Origin of the sequence: Kitasatospora sp. NPDC057904 (genome assembly GCF_042887925.1) — a bacterium.
Classification (GTDB): Bacteria; Actinomycetota; Actinomycetes; order Streptomycetales; family Streptomycetaceae; genus Kitasatospora.
In genome coordinates, this window is the sequence record NZ_JBHVOL010000032.1 from 67,634 (window position 1) to 81,606 (window position 13,973).

General features: G+C 73.1%; 16 protein-coding genes and 1 pseudogene. 5 read left to right on the forward strand and 12 right to left on the reverse strand.

Annotated features, from left to right (window positions below; genetic code table 11):
* Window positions 1–17 precede the first annotated feature (17 nt).
* The 5 genes from ACFVSN_RS41040 to ACFVSN_RS41060 form a co-directional block, all read right to left on the reverse strand.
* The gene (locus ACFVSN_RS41040) at window positions 18–662 is read right to left on the reverse strand and encodes a hypothetical protein (RefSeq protein WP_387958569.1); all 645 of its coding nucleotides are present in this window, start codon (window positions 660–662) and stop codon (window positions 18–20) included.
* A 59-nt stretch (window positions 663–721) separates the two neighbouring features.
* Window positions 722–2,113 (reverse strand): DUF58 domain-containing protein, encoded by a 1,392-nt coding sequence (locus ACFVSN_RS41045; protein ID WP_387958571.1) that lies wholly within the window; start codon window positions 2,111–2,113, stop codon window positions 722–724.
* Window positions 2,110–3,156: an AAA family ATPase gene (locus ACFVSN_RS41050; RefSeq protein ID WP_387958572.1), complete on the reverse strand. Its 1,047-nt coding sequence runs from the start codon at window positions 3,154–3,156 to the stop codon at window positions 2,110–2,112. Before ACFVSN_RS41050 ends, ACFVSN_RS41045 begins: the two co-directional genes overlap by 4 nt.
* A gap of 95 nt (window positions 3,157–3,251) precedes the next feature.
* On the reverse strand, window positions 3,252–3,782 hold the full coding sequence (locus ACFVSN_RS41055; RefSeq protein ID WP_380445721.1) for a hypothetical protein: 531 nt from the start codon (window positions 3,780–3,782) through the stop codon (window positions 3,252–3,254).
* The gene (locus ACFVSN_RS41060) at window positions 3,779–4,846 is read right to left on the reverse strand and encodes a DUF4129 domain-containing protein (protein WP_387958574.1); all 1,068 of its coding nucleotides are present in this window, start codon (window positions 4,844–4,846) and stop codon (window positions 3,779–3,781) included. The genes ACFVSN_RS41055 and ACFVSN_RS41060 overlap by 4 nt, the downstream gene beginning before the upstream one ends.
* A 369-nt stretch (window positions 4,847–5,215) precedes the next feature.
* Here ACFVSN_RS41060 and ACFVSN_RS41065 point away from each other — a divergent pair, with 369 nt between their 5' ends.
* A complete protein-coding gene (locus ACFVSN_RS41065) occupies window positions 5,216–5,653 on the forward strand; it encodes a universal stress protein (RefSeq protein ID WP_380445723.1) in 438 nt (145 codons plus the stop codon).
* 17 nt (window positions 5,654–5,670) lie between these two features.
* Here ACFVSN_RS41065 and ACFVSN_RS41070 read toward each other — a convergent pair whose 3' ends face one another.
* Window positions 5,671–6,369 (reverse strand): hypothetical protein, encoded by a 699-nt coding sequence (locus tag ACFVSN_RS41070; RefSeq protein WP_387958576.1) that lies wholly within the window; start codon window positions 6,367–6,369, stop codon window positions 5,671–5,673.
* Between the two features lie 139 nt (window positions 6,370–6,508).
* Here ACFVSN_RS41070 and ACFVSN_RS41075 point away from each other — a divergent pair, with 139 nt between their 5' ends.
* A complete protein-coding gene (locus ACFVSN_RS41075) occupies window positions 6,509–6,811 on the forward strand; it encodes a hypothetical protein (RefSeq protein WP_387958578.1) in 303 nt (100 codons plus the stop codon).
* 227 nt (window positions 6,812–7,038) lie between these two features.
* Window positions 7,039–8,277: an AI-2E family transporter gene (locus ACFVSN_RS41080; protein WP_380445726.1), complete on the forward strand. Its 1,239-nt coding sequence runs from the start codon at window positions 7,039–7,041 to the stop codon at window positions 8,275–8,277.
* Here ACFVSN_RS41080 and ACFVSN_RS41085 read toward each other — a convergent pair.
* The 4 genes and pseudogenes from ACFVSN_RS41085 to ACFVSN_RS41100 form a co-directional block, all read right to left on the reverse strand.
* Window positions 8,164–8,502, reverse strand: a complete 339-nt coding sequence (locus ACFVSN_RS41085; protein WP_380491939.1) for a hypothetical protein — start codon at window positions 8,500–8,502, stop codon at window positions 8,164–8,166. The genes ACFVSN_RS41080 and ACFVSN_RS41085 overlap by 114 nt on opposite strands.
* A gap of 371 nt (window positions 8,503–8,873) precedes the next feature.
* A complete protein-coding gene (locus ACFVSN_RS41090) occupies window positions 8,874–9,704 on the reverse strand; it encodes an alpha/beta fold hydrolase (protein WP_387958580.1) in 831 nt (276 codons plus the stop codon).
* Window positions 9,705–9,866: 162 nt separating this feature from the next.
* A complete protein-coding gene (locus ACFVSN_RS41095; RefSeq protein ID WP_387958581.1) occupies window positions 9,867–10,652 on the reverse strand; it encodes an HAD family acid phosphatase in 786 nt (261 codons plus the stop codon).
* A gap of 187 nt (window positions 10,653–10,839) precedes the next feature.
* Window positions 10,840–11,154 (reverse strand): annotated as a pseudogene (locus ACFVSN_RS41100) (hypothetical protein); the annotation flags it as partial.
* 88 nt (window positions 11,155–11,242) lie between these two features.
* Between ACFVSN_RS41100 and ACFVSN_RS41105 the strand changes: the two are divergent.
* Entirely contained in the window at window positions 11,243–11,404 is a 162-nt protein-coding gene (locus ACFVSN_RS41105) for a hypothetical protein (RefSeq protein WP_387958583.1), read from the forward strand.
* Window positions 11,405–11,657: 253 nt separating this feature from the next.
* On the opposite strand, the gene ACFVSN_RS41110 is transcribed toward ACFVSN_RS41105, so the two are convergent.
* A complete protein-coding gene (locus ACFVSN_RS41110) occupies window positions 11,658–12,233 on the reverse strand; it encodes an HD family hydrolase (protein WP_380445732.1) in 576 nt (191 codons plus the stop codon).
* Entirely contained in the window at window positions 12,230–13,342 is a 1,113-nt protein-coding gene (locus ACFVSN_RS41115; RefSeq protein WP_387958585.1) for a helix-turn-helix domain-containing protein, read from the reverse strand. The genes ACFVSN_RS41110 and ACFVSN_RS41115 overlap by 4 nt, the downstream gene beginning before the upstream one ends.
* A gap of 337 nt (window positions 13,343–13,679) precedes the next feature.
* On the opposite strand from ACFVSN_RS41115, the gene ACFVSN_RS41120 reads away from it, so the two are divergent.
* Window positions 13,680–13,856, forward strand: coding sequence for a hypothetical protein (locus ACFVSN_RS41120; protein WP_387958587.1), 177 nt, complete (start codon window positions 13,680–13,682; stop codon window positions 13,854–13,856).
* Window positions 13,857–13,973 lie beyond the last annotated feature (117 nt).

Genomic DNA, 13,973 nt, shown 5'->3' on the forward strand with positions numbered 1-13,973 from the left:
GTCGGCAAGCACCGGGCTCACCTACGGGCGGCCGCCTCGGAGGTCCCGTCCTCGGCCGTCGCGGACGCGGTGGTCTCGGACGCGGTGGTCTCGGACGTGGCGGTCTCGGACGACGCGGACGGGCGCAGCCCGAGGCCCACGCCCCAGGCCGCGGCCGCCACGCCCAGCAGCGCGATCGGGCGCGACCACTCCCCCGCCCCGGTCGGCGCGAAGGCCACCGGCAGCACCAGCAGCGACGCCGCGACGGCGGCACAGGCCGCGGCCGGGCGGACGGTCCGGCGCTGCGGGCCGAACGCGTCGAGGAGCAGCAGGTAGGCCGCGAGGAGGACGGTCACCGCGAGCGCCTGCCACACTCGTGGCTCGCACAGTGCGGCGAGCACCACCGCACCGGCGGCGAGGAGGGTCGTGCGGGACGCGGCGAGGCGCGCGGGCCAGGTCGCCGGCCGGCTCGGCGGGTCGTCCTGCGGCGGCGCGGCCCAGAGCGCGAGGCCGGTGGCGACGACGGCCGCCGCGGGCCCGAACCGGTCGGTCGCGCCACCGCTGCCGGGGAGTCCGACCGCGGCGAGGGCCAGGGCGGCGCCGGTGCCCCGCAGGACGGCCCGTTCGAGCCGCGGGGCCCACCGGACGGCGCCGGGCGGGGGTGCCGCTTCCGTCGCACTCACAGGCGGTGCCGGAGTCGTCGAGGCCGTCGGGGTCGTCGGAGTCATGGAGGTCGTCGGGGTCATCGGGCCGCTCCCGTGATCGTGCGACGCAGCAGCGGCGCGAGTGCCAGGTCGAGCGTCTCGCCCGGCGTGTGGCGGGCCACCGGGATGCCGCGCCCGCGCAGCGTCGAGCGCATCGCCTCGCGTTCGGCGTGCCACAGGCGCAGGGCGAGGGCGTCGGTCTCGTCGTCCGGGCGCGCGGCCGGTTCGCCGGCCGGGACCTCGACCACGACCAGCGGGTTGCCGCGTTCGCGCACCTGGCCGAGCACGTCGAGGATCCGCTGGTCGGCGAGCGGAGTGAACGCGTACACCAGGGCGTGGCCGGGCAGGACCGGCAGCGGGATGCGGGGTACGGCGGCGCCGCGCTGGGGGCGGTCCTGACGGACCTCCAGCACGCTCTCCACCATGCGGTAGAACTGCCGGTCCCCGCTGCCCGCGTTGAGCCAGCGCAGCGTCCCGCCGACCGCGACGAGGCCGATCCGGTCGTGCCGGCGCAGGTAGGAGCGGGTCAGTCCGGTGGCGGCGCGCAGCGTCTCGTCGAGGCTGCGCAGTCCGGTGGTGGCGTCGCGGAAGTCGGCCAGGGTGTCCAGCAGGACGACCGCGTCGGCGGCGCGCTCGGCGGTGAACTGGTTGATCTGGACGGCGTCGCGGCGGGTCGTCGACGGCCAGTGGATGCGCCGCTGCCGCTCGCCCGGCACGTGCGGGCGCACGCCGATCACCTCGGTGCCGGTGCCCTCGTGCGCGGTGGTGTGCTCGCCGATCCGCTCCGGCAGCCGGACCGGGATCGGGGTGAGGTGGGCCGCGCTGGGCACCGGGAAGACGTCCACCGTGCCGAGGTCGTTGCGCACGGTGCGCCGGGTCAGGCCGCCCGCGTCGTGGACGTCGACGTCGATCACGCCGAGCTGCCAGCGGCCCCAGCTGTCGGCGTGGACGACCAGGTCCACGCCGGTCGCGGTGACGCTGAGGGCGTCCAGCGTGACGCCGGGGCCGAGCGCCAGGGTGGGGTCGAGCCGGCCGGTCCGTCCGTCGTGCCGGACGGTGACGTGCACGGTGACGGGCTCGCCCTCGAAGCAGCGGCGCGGCTCGGCGGTGCTGTCCGCGGACAGCTCGGTCGGCCGGGTGCGCCCCGGGGCGGCGAGGGCGAGCAGGACGGCGGGCCCGGCCGCCAGGGCGAGCAGCCACGCGTGGCCGGTGAGCAGCGCGGCGACGGCCGCGGCGGTGGCCACGGTGAGCAGGCGCAGCGTCTGCTCACCGGCGCGCCAGTGCGGCGGGGGCGGGCTGCTCGGCAGGCCGTCGACCAGCCGGGCACCGACGGGCCTGCCGACGACGACGGGCCGGGCGCCGGCGGCCCCGGCGGTGGACCGGACGGTGGACCGGGTGGCGGACTCCCCCGGATGCGGTGCGCGGTTCACGAACTGGCCGCGCGGGGCAGGGTCTGCGGCGCCGGGACGGCGTCGACCAGTCGCCGCACGACGTCGTCGGCCTCGATCTGGCGCACCCACAACTCCGGTGCGAGGGTGATGCGGTGGGCGAGCGCGGGGACGGCGAGCGCCTTGACGTCCTCCGGGGTCAGGTAATCGCGGCCCTCCAGCATCGCCCGTGCCCGGGCCAGCTGGATCAGCGCGAGGCCGCCGCGGGGCGAGGCGCCGACCTGGATCTGCTGGTCGTTGCGGGTCGCGTCGACCAGCGCGATGACGTAGTCGACCAGGTCGTCGTCGACCTCGACCCGCTCCACCGCCGCGCGCATGGCCAGCAGTTCCGACGGGCTGCTCACGGCGTCCAGCACCGCCTCCGGCGCCGCGCGGTCGAGCCGGGCGCGCAGCATCGCCGCCTCCGTGACGGTGGGGAGGTAGCCCATCCGCACACGGAGCAGGAAACGGTCGAGCTGCGCCTCGGGGAGCGCGTACGTGCCCTCGTACTCGATCGGGTTGGCGGTGGCGATCACCAGGAAGGGGTGCGGCAGGCGGCGGGTCTCGCCGTCGACGGACACCTGGCCCTCGGCCATCGCCTCCAGCAGCGCGGCCTGGGTCTTCGGCGGGGTGCGGTTGATCTCGTCGGCGAGCAGGAGCTGGGTGAACAGCGGGCCGGGGCGGAACACCATCTCGCCGGTGTTCCGGTCGTAGAAGGGGGCGCCGGTGACGTCCGAGGGCAGCAGGTCGGGGGTGAACTGGATCCGGCGGAAGTCCAGGCCGAGGGTGGTCGCGAACGAGCGCGCCAGCAGGGTCTTGCCGAGTCCGGGCAGGTCCTCGATCAGGACGTGGCCGCCGGCCAGGGCGCCGAGCATGACCAGGCGCAGCGCCTCCGGCTTGCCGACGACGGCCCGTTCGATCTCCGCGAGCACCGCGAGGGCGCGGTCGCCGGCCTCCTTCGGGGTCAGCACCGGTATCGCCACCGCCGGTTCGGCCGGGGTGTGCGCGCCGTCGAGTGCGGCGGGGGCCTGAGGTAGGACGGACATGGCTCTCCTGCAAGACTGTTCGTGGATGGTGGGATGCGAAGGATCCGGCGCGGGGTGCGGCGCCGTCAACGTGCCTCAGGGGGACGGCTGGACCGTCACAGGGACTCCAGCCGGTCGACGAGAGCGCGCAGGACCGGGGCCGGGACGGTCGCGGCCGGGGCCGGCGCCTCGGGATCGACCCAGGGCCAGAGCCGGGGGCCGACCAGTTCGGCGGCCCGGTCGCGATCGGCCGGCAGCCGCAGGCCGTGGGCCTCCGACAGCCGTACGGCGTAGAGCCGTTGGAGGCGGGTGCGCAGCGGCCTGCAGTCGCCCTGGGGGTCGGTGGCCTGGCCGACGGTCCAGCGCCAGTCCCCGAGGCCGGGCTCGTGCGCCTCCATCAGCCGGGGCCGGCGGCGCAGGATCGTCTCCAGGGCGCCCGCGCCGGCCACGTACCGGGCGGTGACGAGGGCGGTGGCGGTCAGCAGGACGGCGCCGGCCCCGGCCCCGGGCAGGCCGCCGACCAGGGCGAGGAGCGGTTCGGCGAGGACGGCGGTCACGGTCAGCTCGATCAGGCTGTGCCGGACGGAGCCGGGCGCGGCGAACCCGTCGGCCGGGTCTCCGGGTGTCCGCGTCTGCGGGATTCTCATCGGCCGTGTCCTGTCGGGCCTGTCGGGCCTGTCGGGCCTGTCGGGCCTGCCGGGCCTGCCGCGCCGGCGGGCGTCGGCTCCGTCGGCTCCGTCGGCTCCGTCGACTCCGGCCGCGCGGGTGTGCCCTCGGTGAGTGCGGCTGCGAGCGCCGCGCCGATGGTGTCCAGGGCCGCCCGGGCCCGGCGCACGTGACCGTCGTCCATCGGGTGCGTCGAGTACCTGGCCTCCCGGTACAGCGCGGTGAGCGCGTGTGCCTGGCCTGGGTCGATGCTCTGGTGGGACAGCGCACGTTCCACCAGTTCCGTCGGGCTGTCGGAGTCGCGCCGGGACACGCCGGCGGCGGCGAGCGAGCCTTCCATGGCGACGAAGCAGGCGATCACGGCCGCCCGCGCGTCGTCACCGGTCAGCGCCGTGCGGGCGGACACGACGGCCTCGGCGAGGACGTCCTCCGGGGACGGCGGCGGCGCGGCGGGCAGCAACACCGGGGCCTTCCGGCGGCGCAGGCGGCCGCGCTGACGCAGCAGCAGGACGATCACGGCCACGAGCACGACGGCCATCGCCAGCCCCAGCACAACGAACAGGAGCCCGGGCAGGAGCATGAGCTCGCCGTCGTCCGTCTCCTTCGACGGAGGCGGCGGCGTCGCGGTGAGGGTCGGCAGCAGTTGCGGCGGCAGCTGCGGCGTGAAGCCGTGGTCGCCGCCCGTGCGGCTGTTGAGGACCAGCATCAGCGCCGGCACCCCGAGGGCGGCCAGCGGCAGCAACACCATCGCCGCCTCCCGCAGGCGCTCGGTCCGCGGCGTCGGCCCGATGAGGGTCCGGACCTCCTCCCGGAAGCGCACCGCGAACCGGCCGATCAGCACCGCCCAGCCGATCCCGAGCAGGACCACGAAGCCGATGGTGCGCACCGGCCCGGCCGTGGCCGTGCCGAGCAGCCCGCCGTCGGACCGCAGCGCCGCCGCGGCCGTCAGCAGGCCGACGACGACCAGCAGGACGCCCGTCAGCCTGGTGTCCCCCTGGGCCCGGTCGCTCCGCCGACGTCCCGTCAACGGCGTTTCGCCGTCCATGCGCCCCCCGATTCCCCCACAGCGCGGTCGACGACGCGCATCGTACAACGCCGCTCACCGACCGCCGCGCCGACCGGGCGCCCGTCGTCCACGACGACAACCCCCACCGTTCCGTTCCTTCCGTCCCCCGTCACCGCCCACCACCGTTCGTGCGCGGGCGCCGTCAAGATCGTGTCAAGGGCGCGATCACCGCACACTGCCAGAACCCGGCAGTCTTCGGCCCCCTCCCGTATCCGGATTCGATCACCCGCCGGGCCACCGCACCGTCGTCACCCGGGTGCCGGGCCGTACTGGCGGCGGCGTGCGGCGGCACGCACCGTGGTGCGTGGGGCAACGACGGACCGGGCAACGACCGACAGGACGGTACAGATGAACGCGAACGACTCCGTTCCCCGCGTCGTGGTCGGCGTCGACGGCTCGCAGCCGTCGCGCGCCGCGCTGCGCTGGGCGGTCCGGCACGCCGAGCTGATCGGCGGGGTCGTCGACGCGGTGGGCGCGTGGGAGCCGCCGAGCCACTTCGGCTGGTCCGCGCCCGTGGTCGACACGTCCTTCGACCGGGACCTCGCCGAGCGGCGGTTCCACGACGAGCTGGACGAGGTGCTCGGCGTGGACGTGCCGGTGCAGATCCGGCGGACGATGGTGATGGGCGACCCCTCCGACGTGCTCCTGGACGCGGCACGCGGCGCCGAACTGCTGGTCGTCGGCAGCCACGGCCACAGCGGCTTCACCCGGGCCCTGCTCGGCTCGGTGAGCACGCGCTGCGCCCAGCACGCGGCCTGCCCGGTGGTCATCATCCGCCCGCAGTAGCGCAGCTGCCCCGTGGTTCAGCGGCTGTTCGCGTCGTCGGCGGCGAAGTCGACCCGGGTGCCCGGGGTGACGGGCAGCGCCTCGATCCCGTCGTCCGCGAGGATCAGCGCGGCCGCCTCGGCCGAGCACCCGACGTACGTGGACAGCAGGTCGTAGTCGCTGGTGACGACCCAGCTCCGGTCCTCCGGCCACCAGAACTCGGGCCCGGTGATCTCCTCGTACTCCGCATCGAGCCCGACCTCGGCCGCCACGTAGGGCCGCGCGGAGTCCAGCCCGGCCAGCGGCGAACGCCTGACCAGCGGCTCCGGCGCGCCCCACAGCAGGGCCGCCAGGTCGTAGGCGAAGAGGACTGACTGCTCACCCGTCACCCGGCCGAGGCAGCGCGCCAGCGCCCGGCGGGTCCCGACGTCGGGCTGCCCCGAATCCGCCAGCCACCGGACGTCGGCGTCGGGGCCGTCGGCGTCCTGCAGCAGCGGTCCGTGGCTCATCTCGGCGTGGAACGGCCGGCCCGCCGCCTCGGCCCGCTCCCGCCAGGACCGGGTGCGGCCCGACCCGTCCGAGGCGTCGAACCGGTGGAACACCCGCAGGTACGCGCCGAACCCGCCCGGTACGAGCTCGCCCACGACGTGTCCCTCGCGCTGCCCGGGCCGCTCCAGGGCAGCCTGCAGCCAGGCCAGCTCGGTCCCGTCGTGGCTCCACGTGTGCGTCTCGGTCATGCGCCCATCCTGTCCTGCCCACCGACGCGGGTGTGCGGCGCCCCCTCGAAGCCGCCTGCCTTGCAGGGCCCGGGTGCCAGGGCGACGCTGGACGTGGCGGACAGCCGCCCTCCCTGCCGCTGAGACGAGGAGCCCTGACGTGAGCTTCATCCAGATCATCGAGTACAAGACGACCCGCATCGACGAGTTCAACGCCCTGCTCGACAACTGGGTCGAGAAGAACGCGGGCAACCGCATAGCGACCCGGTCCCTGCAGACCCGTGACCGCGACCAGGGGAACGTCTACCTGAACATCGTCGAGTTCCCCTCGTACGAACAGGCGATGGAGAACTCCAACCGCCCGGAGACGACGGAGTTCGCCGCCCAGCTCGCGACTCTGTGCGACGGACCGCCGGTGTTCCGCAACCTCGACGTGCTGAACGAATGGACCTTCCAGGACTGAGATCCTCCGTGGACGCGTTCCGCTCTCGGAGACCGGCGCCCGAGCTGCGGCGAACGGGTGGTCCGGAGCGCTGATCCGGCGGGCGTCGGCGTTGCACGCGGGGCGGGGGCGCCGGTCGGGCGGTACACCTGGGGCCGCCACGGCGCCGGGCGCAGCCGTTTCCGGTGCGCCCGCCGGGGCACCCGAGAGGACCGGACGGAGCCCGGCCGACGTCAGGGAGGCGGTCCGTGGGAGTGAACGGTGCCCGACCGCCCCGGCGTCCCACGCCGCTCGGCAGCCGCCGGCCCCGGGTGGCGCCGCCCCGGGCCCTGCCGTCGGCCTCCGGGGACGGCGTCCCGCCCGGGCTGCGGACCGCCGCCGGGTACGCGTGGCGGCTGGTCCTGCTGGGCGTCACGGCCTACCTCGTCGTGACCGTCCTCGCCCAGCTCGAAGTGCCCGTGGTCGCGGTGTTCGTGGCGCTGGTCATCACGTCCGTCCTGCGGCCGCTCGTCGACCTCATCGCCCGGGTGCTCCCGCGTTCCCTGGCCGTGCTGCTCGCCTTCGTGTGCGCCGCCGTGGTCATGGGCGGGGTCCTGGCGCTCGTCGGCACGACCGTCGCCGACGAGTGGAGCCGGCTCGGCGCCGAACTGCGCGGCGGCCTCGGCCGGATCGACCACTGGCTGACCGGCGCGCCCTTCCACCTCCGGCCCGGCACCGTCACCGACCTCCGCGCGAAGATCGGCGAGTGGATCACCGCCCACCGCTCGGCGCTCGTCAACACCGCGCTCAGCGGCGCCAGCCGGGCCGTCGAGTTCGTCACCGGGCTCGCGCTCGCGGTGTTCTGCTCGGTGTTCTTCCTGCACTCCGGCCACCGGATGTGGTCCTGGGCGCAGCACCAACTCCCCGGCCGGGCCCAGCCGGTGTGGGCGCGGGCCGGGCGCGCGGCCTGGCGCACCTTCGCCGGGTACACCCGCGGAGTGCTGATCGTGGCGGCCGTCAACGCCGTTCTGGTGGGCATCGCGCTCGCCGTCCTGCGGGTGCCGCTGGTGCTGCCGCTGATGGTCCTGGAGTTCGTCGCGGCGCTCGTGCCGCTGATCGGCTCGCCGATCGCGCTGGCCGTCGCCGCACTGGTGGCCCTGGCGGCGCGCGGTCCGGTGGTCGCGCTGCTGGTGCTCGCGCTGATCGTCGTCATCGGTCAGATCGAGGGCCACCTGCTGCACCCGCTCGTGATGAGCTGGTCGGTGCGGATCCACCCGGTGGCGGTGGCGCTGTCGGTGATCGGCGGCGCCGTCCTGGCGGGCGTGCTGGGCGCGGTGGTCGCGGTGCCGGTGGTGTCGGTCGCGTGGGCCGTGGTGGGCGAGCTCCGGGACCGGTCAGCGGCCGGGCCGTCGCGCGCCGGTGCGCCACCGCCACGCGATGAGCCGCGCCGCCGACAGGACGAACGTCGGCACCCACACCAGGGAGAAGGCGGCCAGGACGTCGGGTGAGTTCGCGTCCGCGCTCACCAGGGCCAGGCCCGCCGACAGCGCCAGCAGCACCGACAGGACGGAGGCCGGCACGCGCACGACCGCCCGCAGCGCGCGGACGAGCAGCCAGCCCGGCCCGCGCCGCATCGTGCGCAGGGCGCGGTCGAGGCGGCCGTCCGCCCGCAGCTCCTTCTCGATCTCCGCCAGAATCCGCAGCTCCCGGTGGGAAAGCCCCTGCCCGTCCATCGCCGCCACCTCCGAGCACGTGCCCCCACCACACCGTTGCCCGCTCGCGAGGCTCCCTAACACCGATCGGCCGGGACGGCACGTGCCAGGTCGGGACGCACGTCCGGGACGCCCCGCACCGGGTATCGGTCGGGTGCCGATCCGACCGCCACGACGAGCGGCACCGACGGTACGGCGACGAGCGCCACGGCGGCCCGATTCCCGGATCGCGGCGGCAGCGGACCACAACTCACCCGGGCCGTCGGTCCGTTCACCCACGGCCGGGCCGGCCCGAGGTCGCCGGTGCCCGGCGCGCGCCCCCGGACGCAATGGTGGTGCGCCCCCTGGGCGTGTCCGGCCACGACCACCCCAGGGGGCGCGCGTCGGCAGCCTCAGGTGTGGGCCTCGATGAAGCCGGTCAGGTTCTGCACGTACTCGGCGGGATGGGTGACGTGCGGGATGTGCCCGGCCCCGACCAGCTGCCGCACCTGCGCCTGGGGCAGCGTCTCGGCGAGCCGGGCGATGATGACCGGGAACCAGGGCGGGCTCACCGTGCCCGTGGTCAGCAGGGCCGGGCCCCGGTAGCCGGACAGCCCGTCGAGATCGAGGGACGACCACCCGGGGTCGTCCTGCTCGTCGAGGAAGGTCGGGGCGTTCGTCAGGAAGGTCTCCCGGACGACCTCCGGGAACCCGTCCCACGCCCCCGGGCCGATGGCGACCTCCTCCACGAACTGGTGGGCGCCCTCGAAGGTCTCACCGGCGCGCAGGTGTGCGAGAACCGAGTCGACCTTCGCCTGCATGTCCTGCATCCGCGAGTCCTGCGAAACCGGCCCACGTCCCGCGTCCGCCGTCACGATCCCCATCAGCGGCGGCTCGTGGGCGACGAGGCTCCGGAACAGCCCGGGGCGCCGCGCGGCCAGGCCCAGCGCCGTCGGCGCCCCGAAGGAGTTCCCCGCGACGTGGGCCGGCGCGAGGCCGAGCTCCTCGACCAGCGCCGCGAGGTCGTCCTCGTCCTCCGTCCGGGAGCCCTGCCCCGGCGGCCGCTCGCTCCCGCTGTGCCCCCGCCGGTCGTAGACCAGCACCCGGTGCCGCTCGGCGAGGGCCGGCAGGACGGGCACCCAGTTGAAGTGGTCGCCCCAGGAGCCGTGGACCAGGACGAGCGGGTCGCCGTCCCCCGCCAGCTCGTAGTAGAGATCGACGCCGTTGACCCTGGCCCTTGGCATGCGACGGCTCCTCATCCGCTCGCCCGCTCGTCCGCGCACCTGCTCGCCCGCTCACGTGCTCGCCTGCCGGCCTACCGGCCTGCGGAACGACGGTTTCCCGTCCATTCAGACATCGCGACGCGCGGGCGGCAATACGGAGGATGGCCCGGCCGGCTCCGCGCCCTACGGCAGGTAGTACATCGGGTTCGGCAGCTTGAAGCCCTTGTCCGCGTGCCCGCCGGACAGGTCGCTCTGCTGGTCCCCGAAGTTGCCGACGATCTCGTAGCCCAGGTCCTCGATGTGGGCGCGGGTGCCGGACTTGTACTCGATCACCGAGCACTTCGCCCCGCAGGCCAGGTACGGCGCGGGCGAGGCCGTGTTCTTCAGGAACAGGTGCGCCTCGTCCGCCACCGGGTACCCGACGGCCGCGAGGTTGGCGGCGGTGGCGGCGCGCTGGGCCTCCGGGCGGCCGGTGATGTAGAAGACCGTGTAGCCCTGCTGCTGGGCCCAGGTCGCCAGGTCGTTCATGCCGAACACGGCCGGCATGGTCTTCGTGGCGATGTACTGGGCGTTGCTCGCCGGGTTGTAGACGAAGGTCGTTTCGAGCTCGTAGTTGTACGTCGACAGCGTGGTGTCGTCGACGTCGAGGACGATGGCCTTCTTGCCGTCACGGTCGTGCTTGATCTGCTGTGCCAGGTACTTCCGGGCCTTGGTCTCGACGCCCTTGACCTGGGCGGCGTAGTTGCTGTCCGGAGAGGGCCAGTGCTCCCCGTTGGCGTCGACGGTGTCCCCGTAGTACGCCTTGATCCTGGCCACCTCGTCCGTCATGTTGGTGATCTGACGGTCCGTCCGGGGCGCGGCGGCATCGGCCGCGGCCAGCCCGCCGCCGGCCACCACCGCGCCGACGACGACGCCGACGGCGAGGGTGGGAACCTTCCGCGCACGGGACGTCAGGGTGCTCTCGGGCATGAGGGTCTGCTCCTTCTCCCGCAGGCCGGGAGGGCGCGACTCGCCCGTCGAACCGGCGTGGGGTCTGCGTGATCCACGAACCGTAGGGGCGATCAACCCCACAGGTCAAGGAGTGTCTACGCGCATGGTCTACGCGCGATGCGGCCAGGCCGCGACGGCCCTGCACCGAGACGCCGCCACGACGCCGTCAGGGCAGGTGCCGCAGCCAGGAGTCGAGAGCCGCGTAGTCCCCGTCGGTCAGCCCGCGGCGGGCGTCGACGCGGTGCAGGAGAGCGTGTCCGCCGTGGTGGGCGGCGACCCACACCCGATCGGTGTCCGTGATCTCGTCATCGACCCAGGCGAACGGGCGTCCGGCCGCCCAGTCGACGACGGCGCGGGTCTTCCAGTGCAGGCCGTCCCGTTCGTCCTGGTCGTCGAGGTCGGAGGGCTCCGGCCACGGCACCACCGGCAGCTGCGGCAGACCGAGCAGCGGGGCCACGCACTCGTTCGCGTCAGCCATCCAGGGCATGTAGTCGACCTTACGTCTCCAGGATGCGGGCGAGCGCTGCTGACTGGCGAGTTGAACCGTGGCTCGCAAGGTAGCCGAGCCGGTGAAGAACGTTGACCTGCTTCTGCGGAAGTCGCAGGTCGTAACGGGTGCGGTGGCCCAGGACATCCTGTCGCTGAAGGCGCAGGAGGTGAAGGGCCGAGCGCGAGCCAAGAACAATCGGTACGTGATCCGCCGGATCTACCGGGAGAGCCTGTCCGCCTAGATGTTCGGGTCGTCCAGCACGTAGTACGCGGCCTCGGAGCCGAGAACGGCAGTGCGGCCCTCGGCGGGTACGTTCTCTTTTTTGAGCTGCAAGCCCAAAACTCCAGCACCCCCGCCTCCGGAACGAGGCGGGGGTGCGAGCGAGACGGCCAGCGCCTACAGGTCAAGCCGAGCGCGGATAGCGTCTATGCCGTCTGCCATGGCGATGAACTCACTTTGCCGAGCGGACTGCTTATCGCCCGGTGGCGGCAGCGTCACCCGAGGTAGACCCTCTGCCACTCCAAGGACGTCATGGTCAGTGCGGCCTCAGCAAGGGTGCGAGCTGACTCGGTCTTGAGGCTGCCAAGGCTGCTGTCGATCCACGGCTGAACGTTCTGATACCCCTGCTCGCGGTACTCCACGGCCTGAATCAGGCACTCCAGCTTGTCCGCATCGTGGGCGACGATGACTTCCGGGCTCTCGGCGTTTTCGTACTCCTCCACGATCGCCTGAACCCCGGCGACGACGGCAGGGTGAGCCGCGCTGACCTGGTCGGCTGTCACGCGTTCGTTCGAGGCGGCGGTGAGGTAGCGGCGGCCGATGTGCGGGATATCGCCGACCCGGGTCTCCTGGGTGTCGTGGAAGAGGCACAGCAGGGCGACCTTGGCGGGGTCGGCGCCCTCCATCATCGCGAGCACCGCGCCAACGACACCCGTCCGGAACGAGTGCTCGGCAATCGTCTCGGGGTCCTTGACCCCAGCGATCCACCAGCCGGAGCGCTTCGCCCGCTTGAGCATGCCCGCCTCGAACAGGTAGCCCGCGGTGCCCTTCGCCTGCTTGTCGTCCGTCATCGCTGTCCTTCGCTGTTGGGCCGGTTGTTGCTGTAGCCGCCTACCCGCAGACCGTAGTGCACAGACTCCAGCTCGCGGCGGGACTGCTGTGAAAGACCGTCACTTTCGAGCAGCGTGCGCACTCGTGCGGCCAGATCGCGGGCTGTACGGGGGTCCGCGTCGGCCAGGCCGCGTCGGCCGAGCATGAGTGCCCAGATCGAATGAACGTACAGGTCGGTGTACTCGCCTGCGCGGTCCAGCCGGACGGCGAACTGACGCAGCAGTGAGGAAGCGTCCCACGCCGGCCGTTCGTGCTCGGCCATAAAGTCATCGCTGGTCTGGGGACGTGAGTCAAGCCCGAGCCAGTGAGCCCAGTAGTTCAGGTTTGCGTTTTCGAAGTCGTCGTTGTCGGTGATTGAGCGGGCGATGAAGTCCCGGAGCAACTCGGGATCTCCCTGCCGCGCCAGTGCCGCCGCGACCGACCGAGCCTCGGCCCAGCGGGGCGACCACCCTGAGCCGGCCGAGGGAATCCGGCCTCGGCGCTGCATCCCGCCGAACCACTCGACCACATCGCGGGCCCGGTCATAGGAGGACAGGTACCAGACTTGTCTGCGGAGCAACGCGGTTTCCTCACCCCCGGCTTCCACCAGGTCGGCAGTGTGCCGGAGGTTGTCGAAGAATCGCGAGCGCACGTCCTGCCCGAGGAGCGGCGCAGTGGAGACCGGCCCGCGTCGGGCGGCAGGGATGTTCAACTCCGAGGCCACAGCGCCGGGCAGAACCCCGCTGACAGCCCACCCGATCATGTGCGTGGTGTCCCGGGTAAGCACCCACCCGGCCAACGGATGCTCCAGAACCTCGGACCTCGTAGGCCGTGACCGCAGTATCTCGCCGAGAACGAAGTCCGCGTCCATCGCGAGGCTGATCAGACCCACCAGACCAACCGGCGCACCCAGAAGGATCAGCTTCCGGCGCAGCACCACCAGGTTCCCTGCCCTGGTGGAGGAGAGCGGCCGACGGCCGGACTCCCAGCCCTGGACGGTGCTCTTGTCGACCCCTAGGTCCATGGCCAACTCGTCTTGAGTCTTCGGGATCTGCTCCCGGATGACCTTGAACAGGAAGCCAGAGATCACCCCTTCGGGGAGCCGAACGGCCTCGGACTGACTGCCAGTCAGCGGTTCGATACGCCTCGGTGGTGTCCGAGCAGCCATTCCAGGCCCCCCTTGGCCTCGATCGTCCGGGTAACTCGTACTGGCAGTCCGTCGAACCGTGGATTCACTGGCCGTAACTTCATGACTACGGCATCGCAGTGGCAGCGGAAGCCTAGTACCAACTCGGTCTCCCGCGAACAACAGCGATGCCAGGCCGCCCAGCCCACACAATCGGGCGGCCCTGCCGATCACCTGCAAGATCTCGGAAAGACTGCTCACCCACCCCGGCGAGCAGAAGCCAACCCGATTGGAGAGGCACATGAGCACCGCCACCCTCAAGCCCGGTGACCCGGAGGTCACCAACCTCACCCGCCAGCTGGACCACAGCGTCCCCGACGGCGACTTCGCCCCGCAGACGAACGTCGAGACCCTGACCCGCCGCCTGGACCACAAGGTCCCCGACGGCGACTTCGCCCCGGTGGGCACCGAGGGCTGACCTCAGCCCCAACCGGTGCCGGCTAGTACTCCAGCAGGACTTCGACGTTTTGCCTGTTCAGAGGGCTGCGCGGTGGAGTGTAGCGGGCTGCTGCTCGATCAGGGGCGGTCTTCATTG

Excerpts from the sequence above, each read along its gene's own strand:
- ACFVSN_RS41070 (WP_387958576.1), bottom strand. The coding sequence starts at position 6,369 with ATGACCGAGACGCACACGTGGAGCCACGACGGGACCGAGCTGGCCTGG.
- ACFVSN_RS41095 (WP_387958581.1), bottom strand. The coding sequence starts at position 10,652 with ATGCCCGAGAGCACCCTGACGTCCCGTGCGCGGAAGGTTCCCACCCTC.
- ACFVSN_RS41050 (WP_387958572.1), bottom strand. The coding sequence starts at position 3,156 with ATGTCCGTCCTACCTCAGGCCCCCGCCGCACTCGACGGCGCGCACACC.
- ACFVSN_RS41090 (WP_387958580.1), bottom strand. The coding sequence starts at position 9,704 with ATGCCAAGGGCCAGGGTCAACGGCGTCGATCTCTACTACGAGCTGGCG.
- ACFVSN_RS41120 (WP_387958587.1), top strand. The coding sequence starts at position 13,680 with ATGAGCACCGCCACCCTCAAGCCCGGTGACCCGGAGGTCACCAACCTC.
- ACFVSN_RS41060 (WP_387958574.1), bottom strand. The coding sequence starts at position 4,846 with ATGGACGGCGAAACGCCGTTGACGGGACGTCGGCGGAGCGACCGGGCC.
- ACFVSN_RS41085 (WP_380491939.1), bottom strand. The coding sequence starts at position 8,502 with ATGGACGGGCAGGGGCTTTCCCACCGGGAGCTGCGGATTCTGGCGGAG.
- ACFVSN_RS41055 (WP_380445721.1), bottom strand. The coding sequence starts at position 3,782 with ATGAGAATCCCGCAGACGCGGACACCCGGAGACCCGGCCGACGGGTTC.
- ACFVSN_RS41065 (WP_380445723.1), top strand. The coding sequence starts at position 5,216 with ATGAACGCGAACGACTCCGTTCCCCGCGTCGTGGTCGGCGTCGACGGC.
- ACFVSN_RS41110 (WP_380445732.1), bottom strand. The coding sequence starts at position 12,233 with ATGACGGACGACAAGCAGGCGAAGGGCACCGCGGGCTACCTGTTCGAG.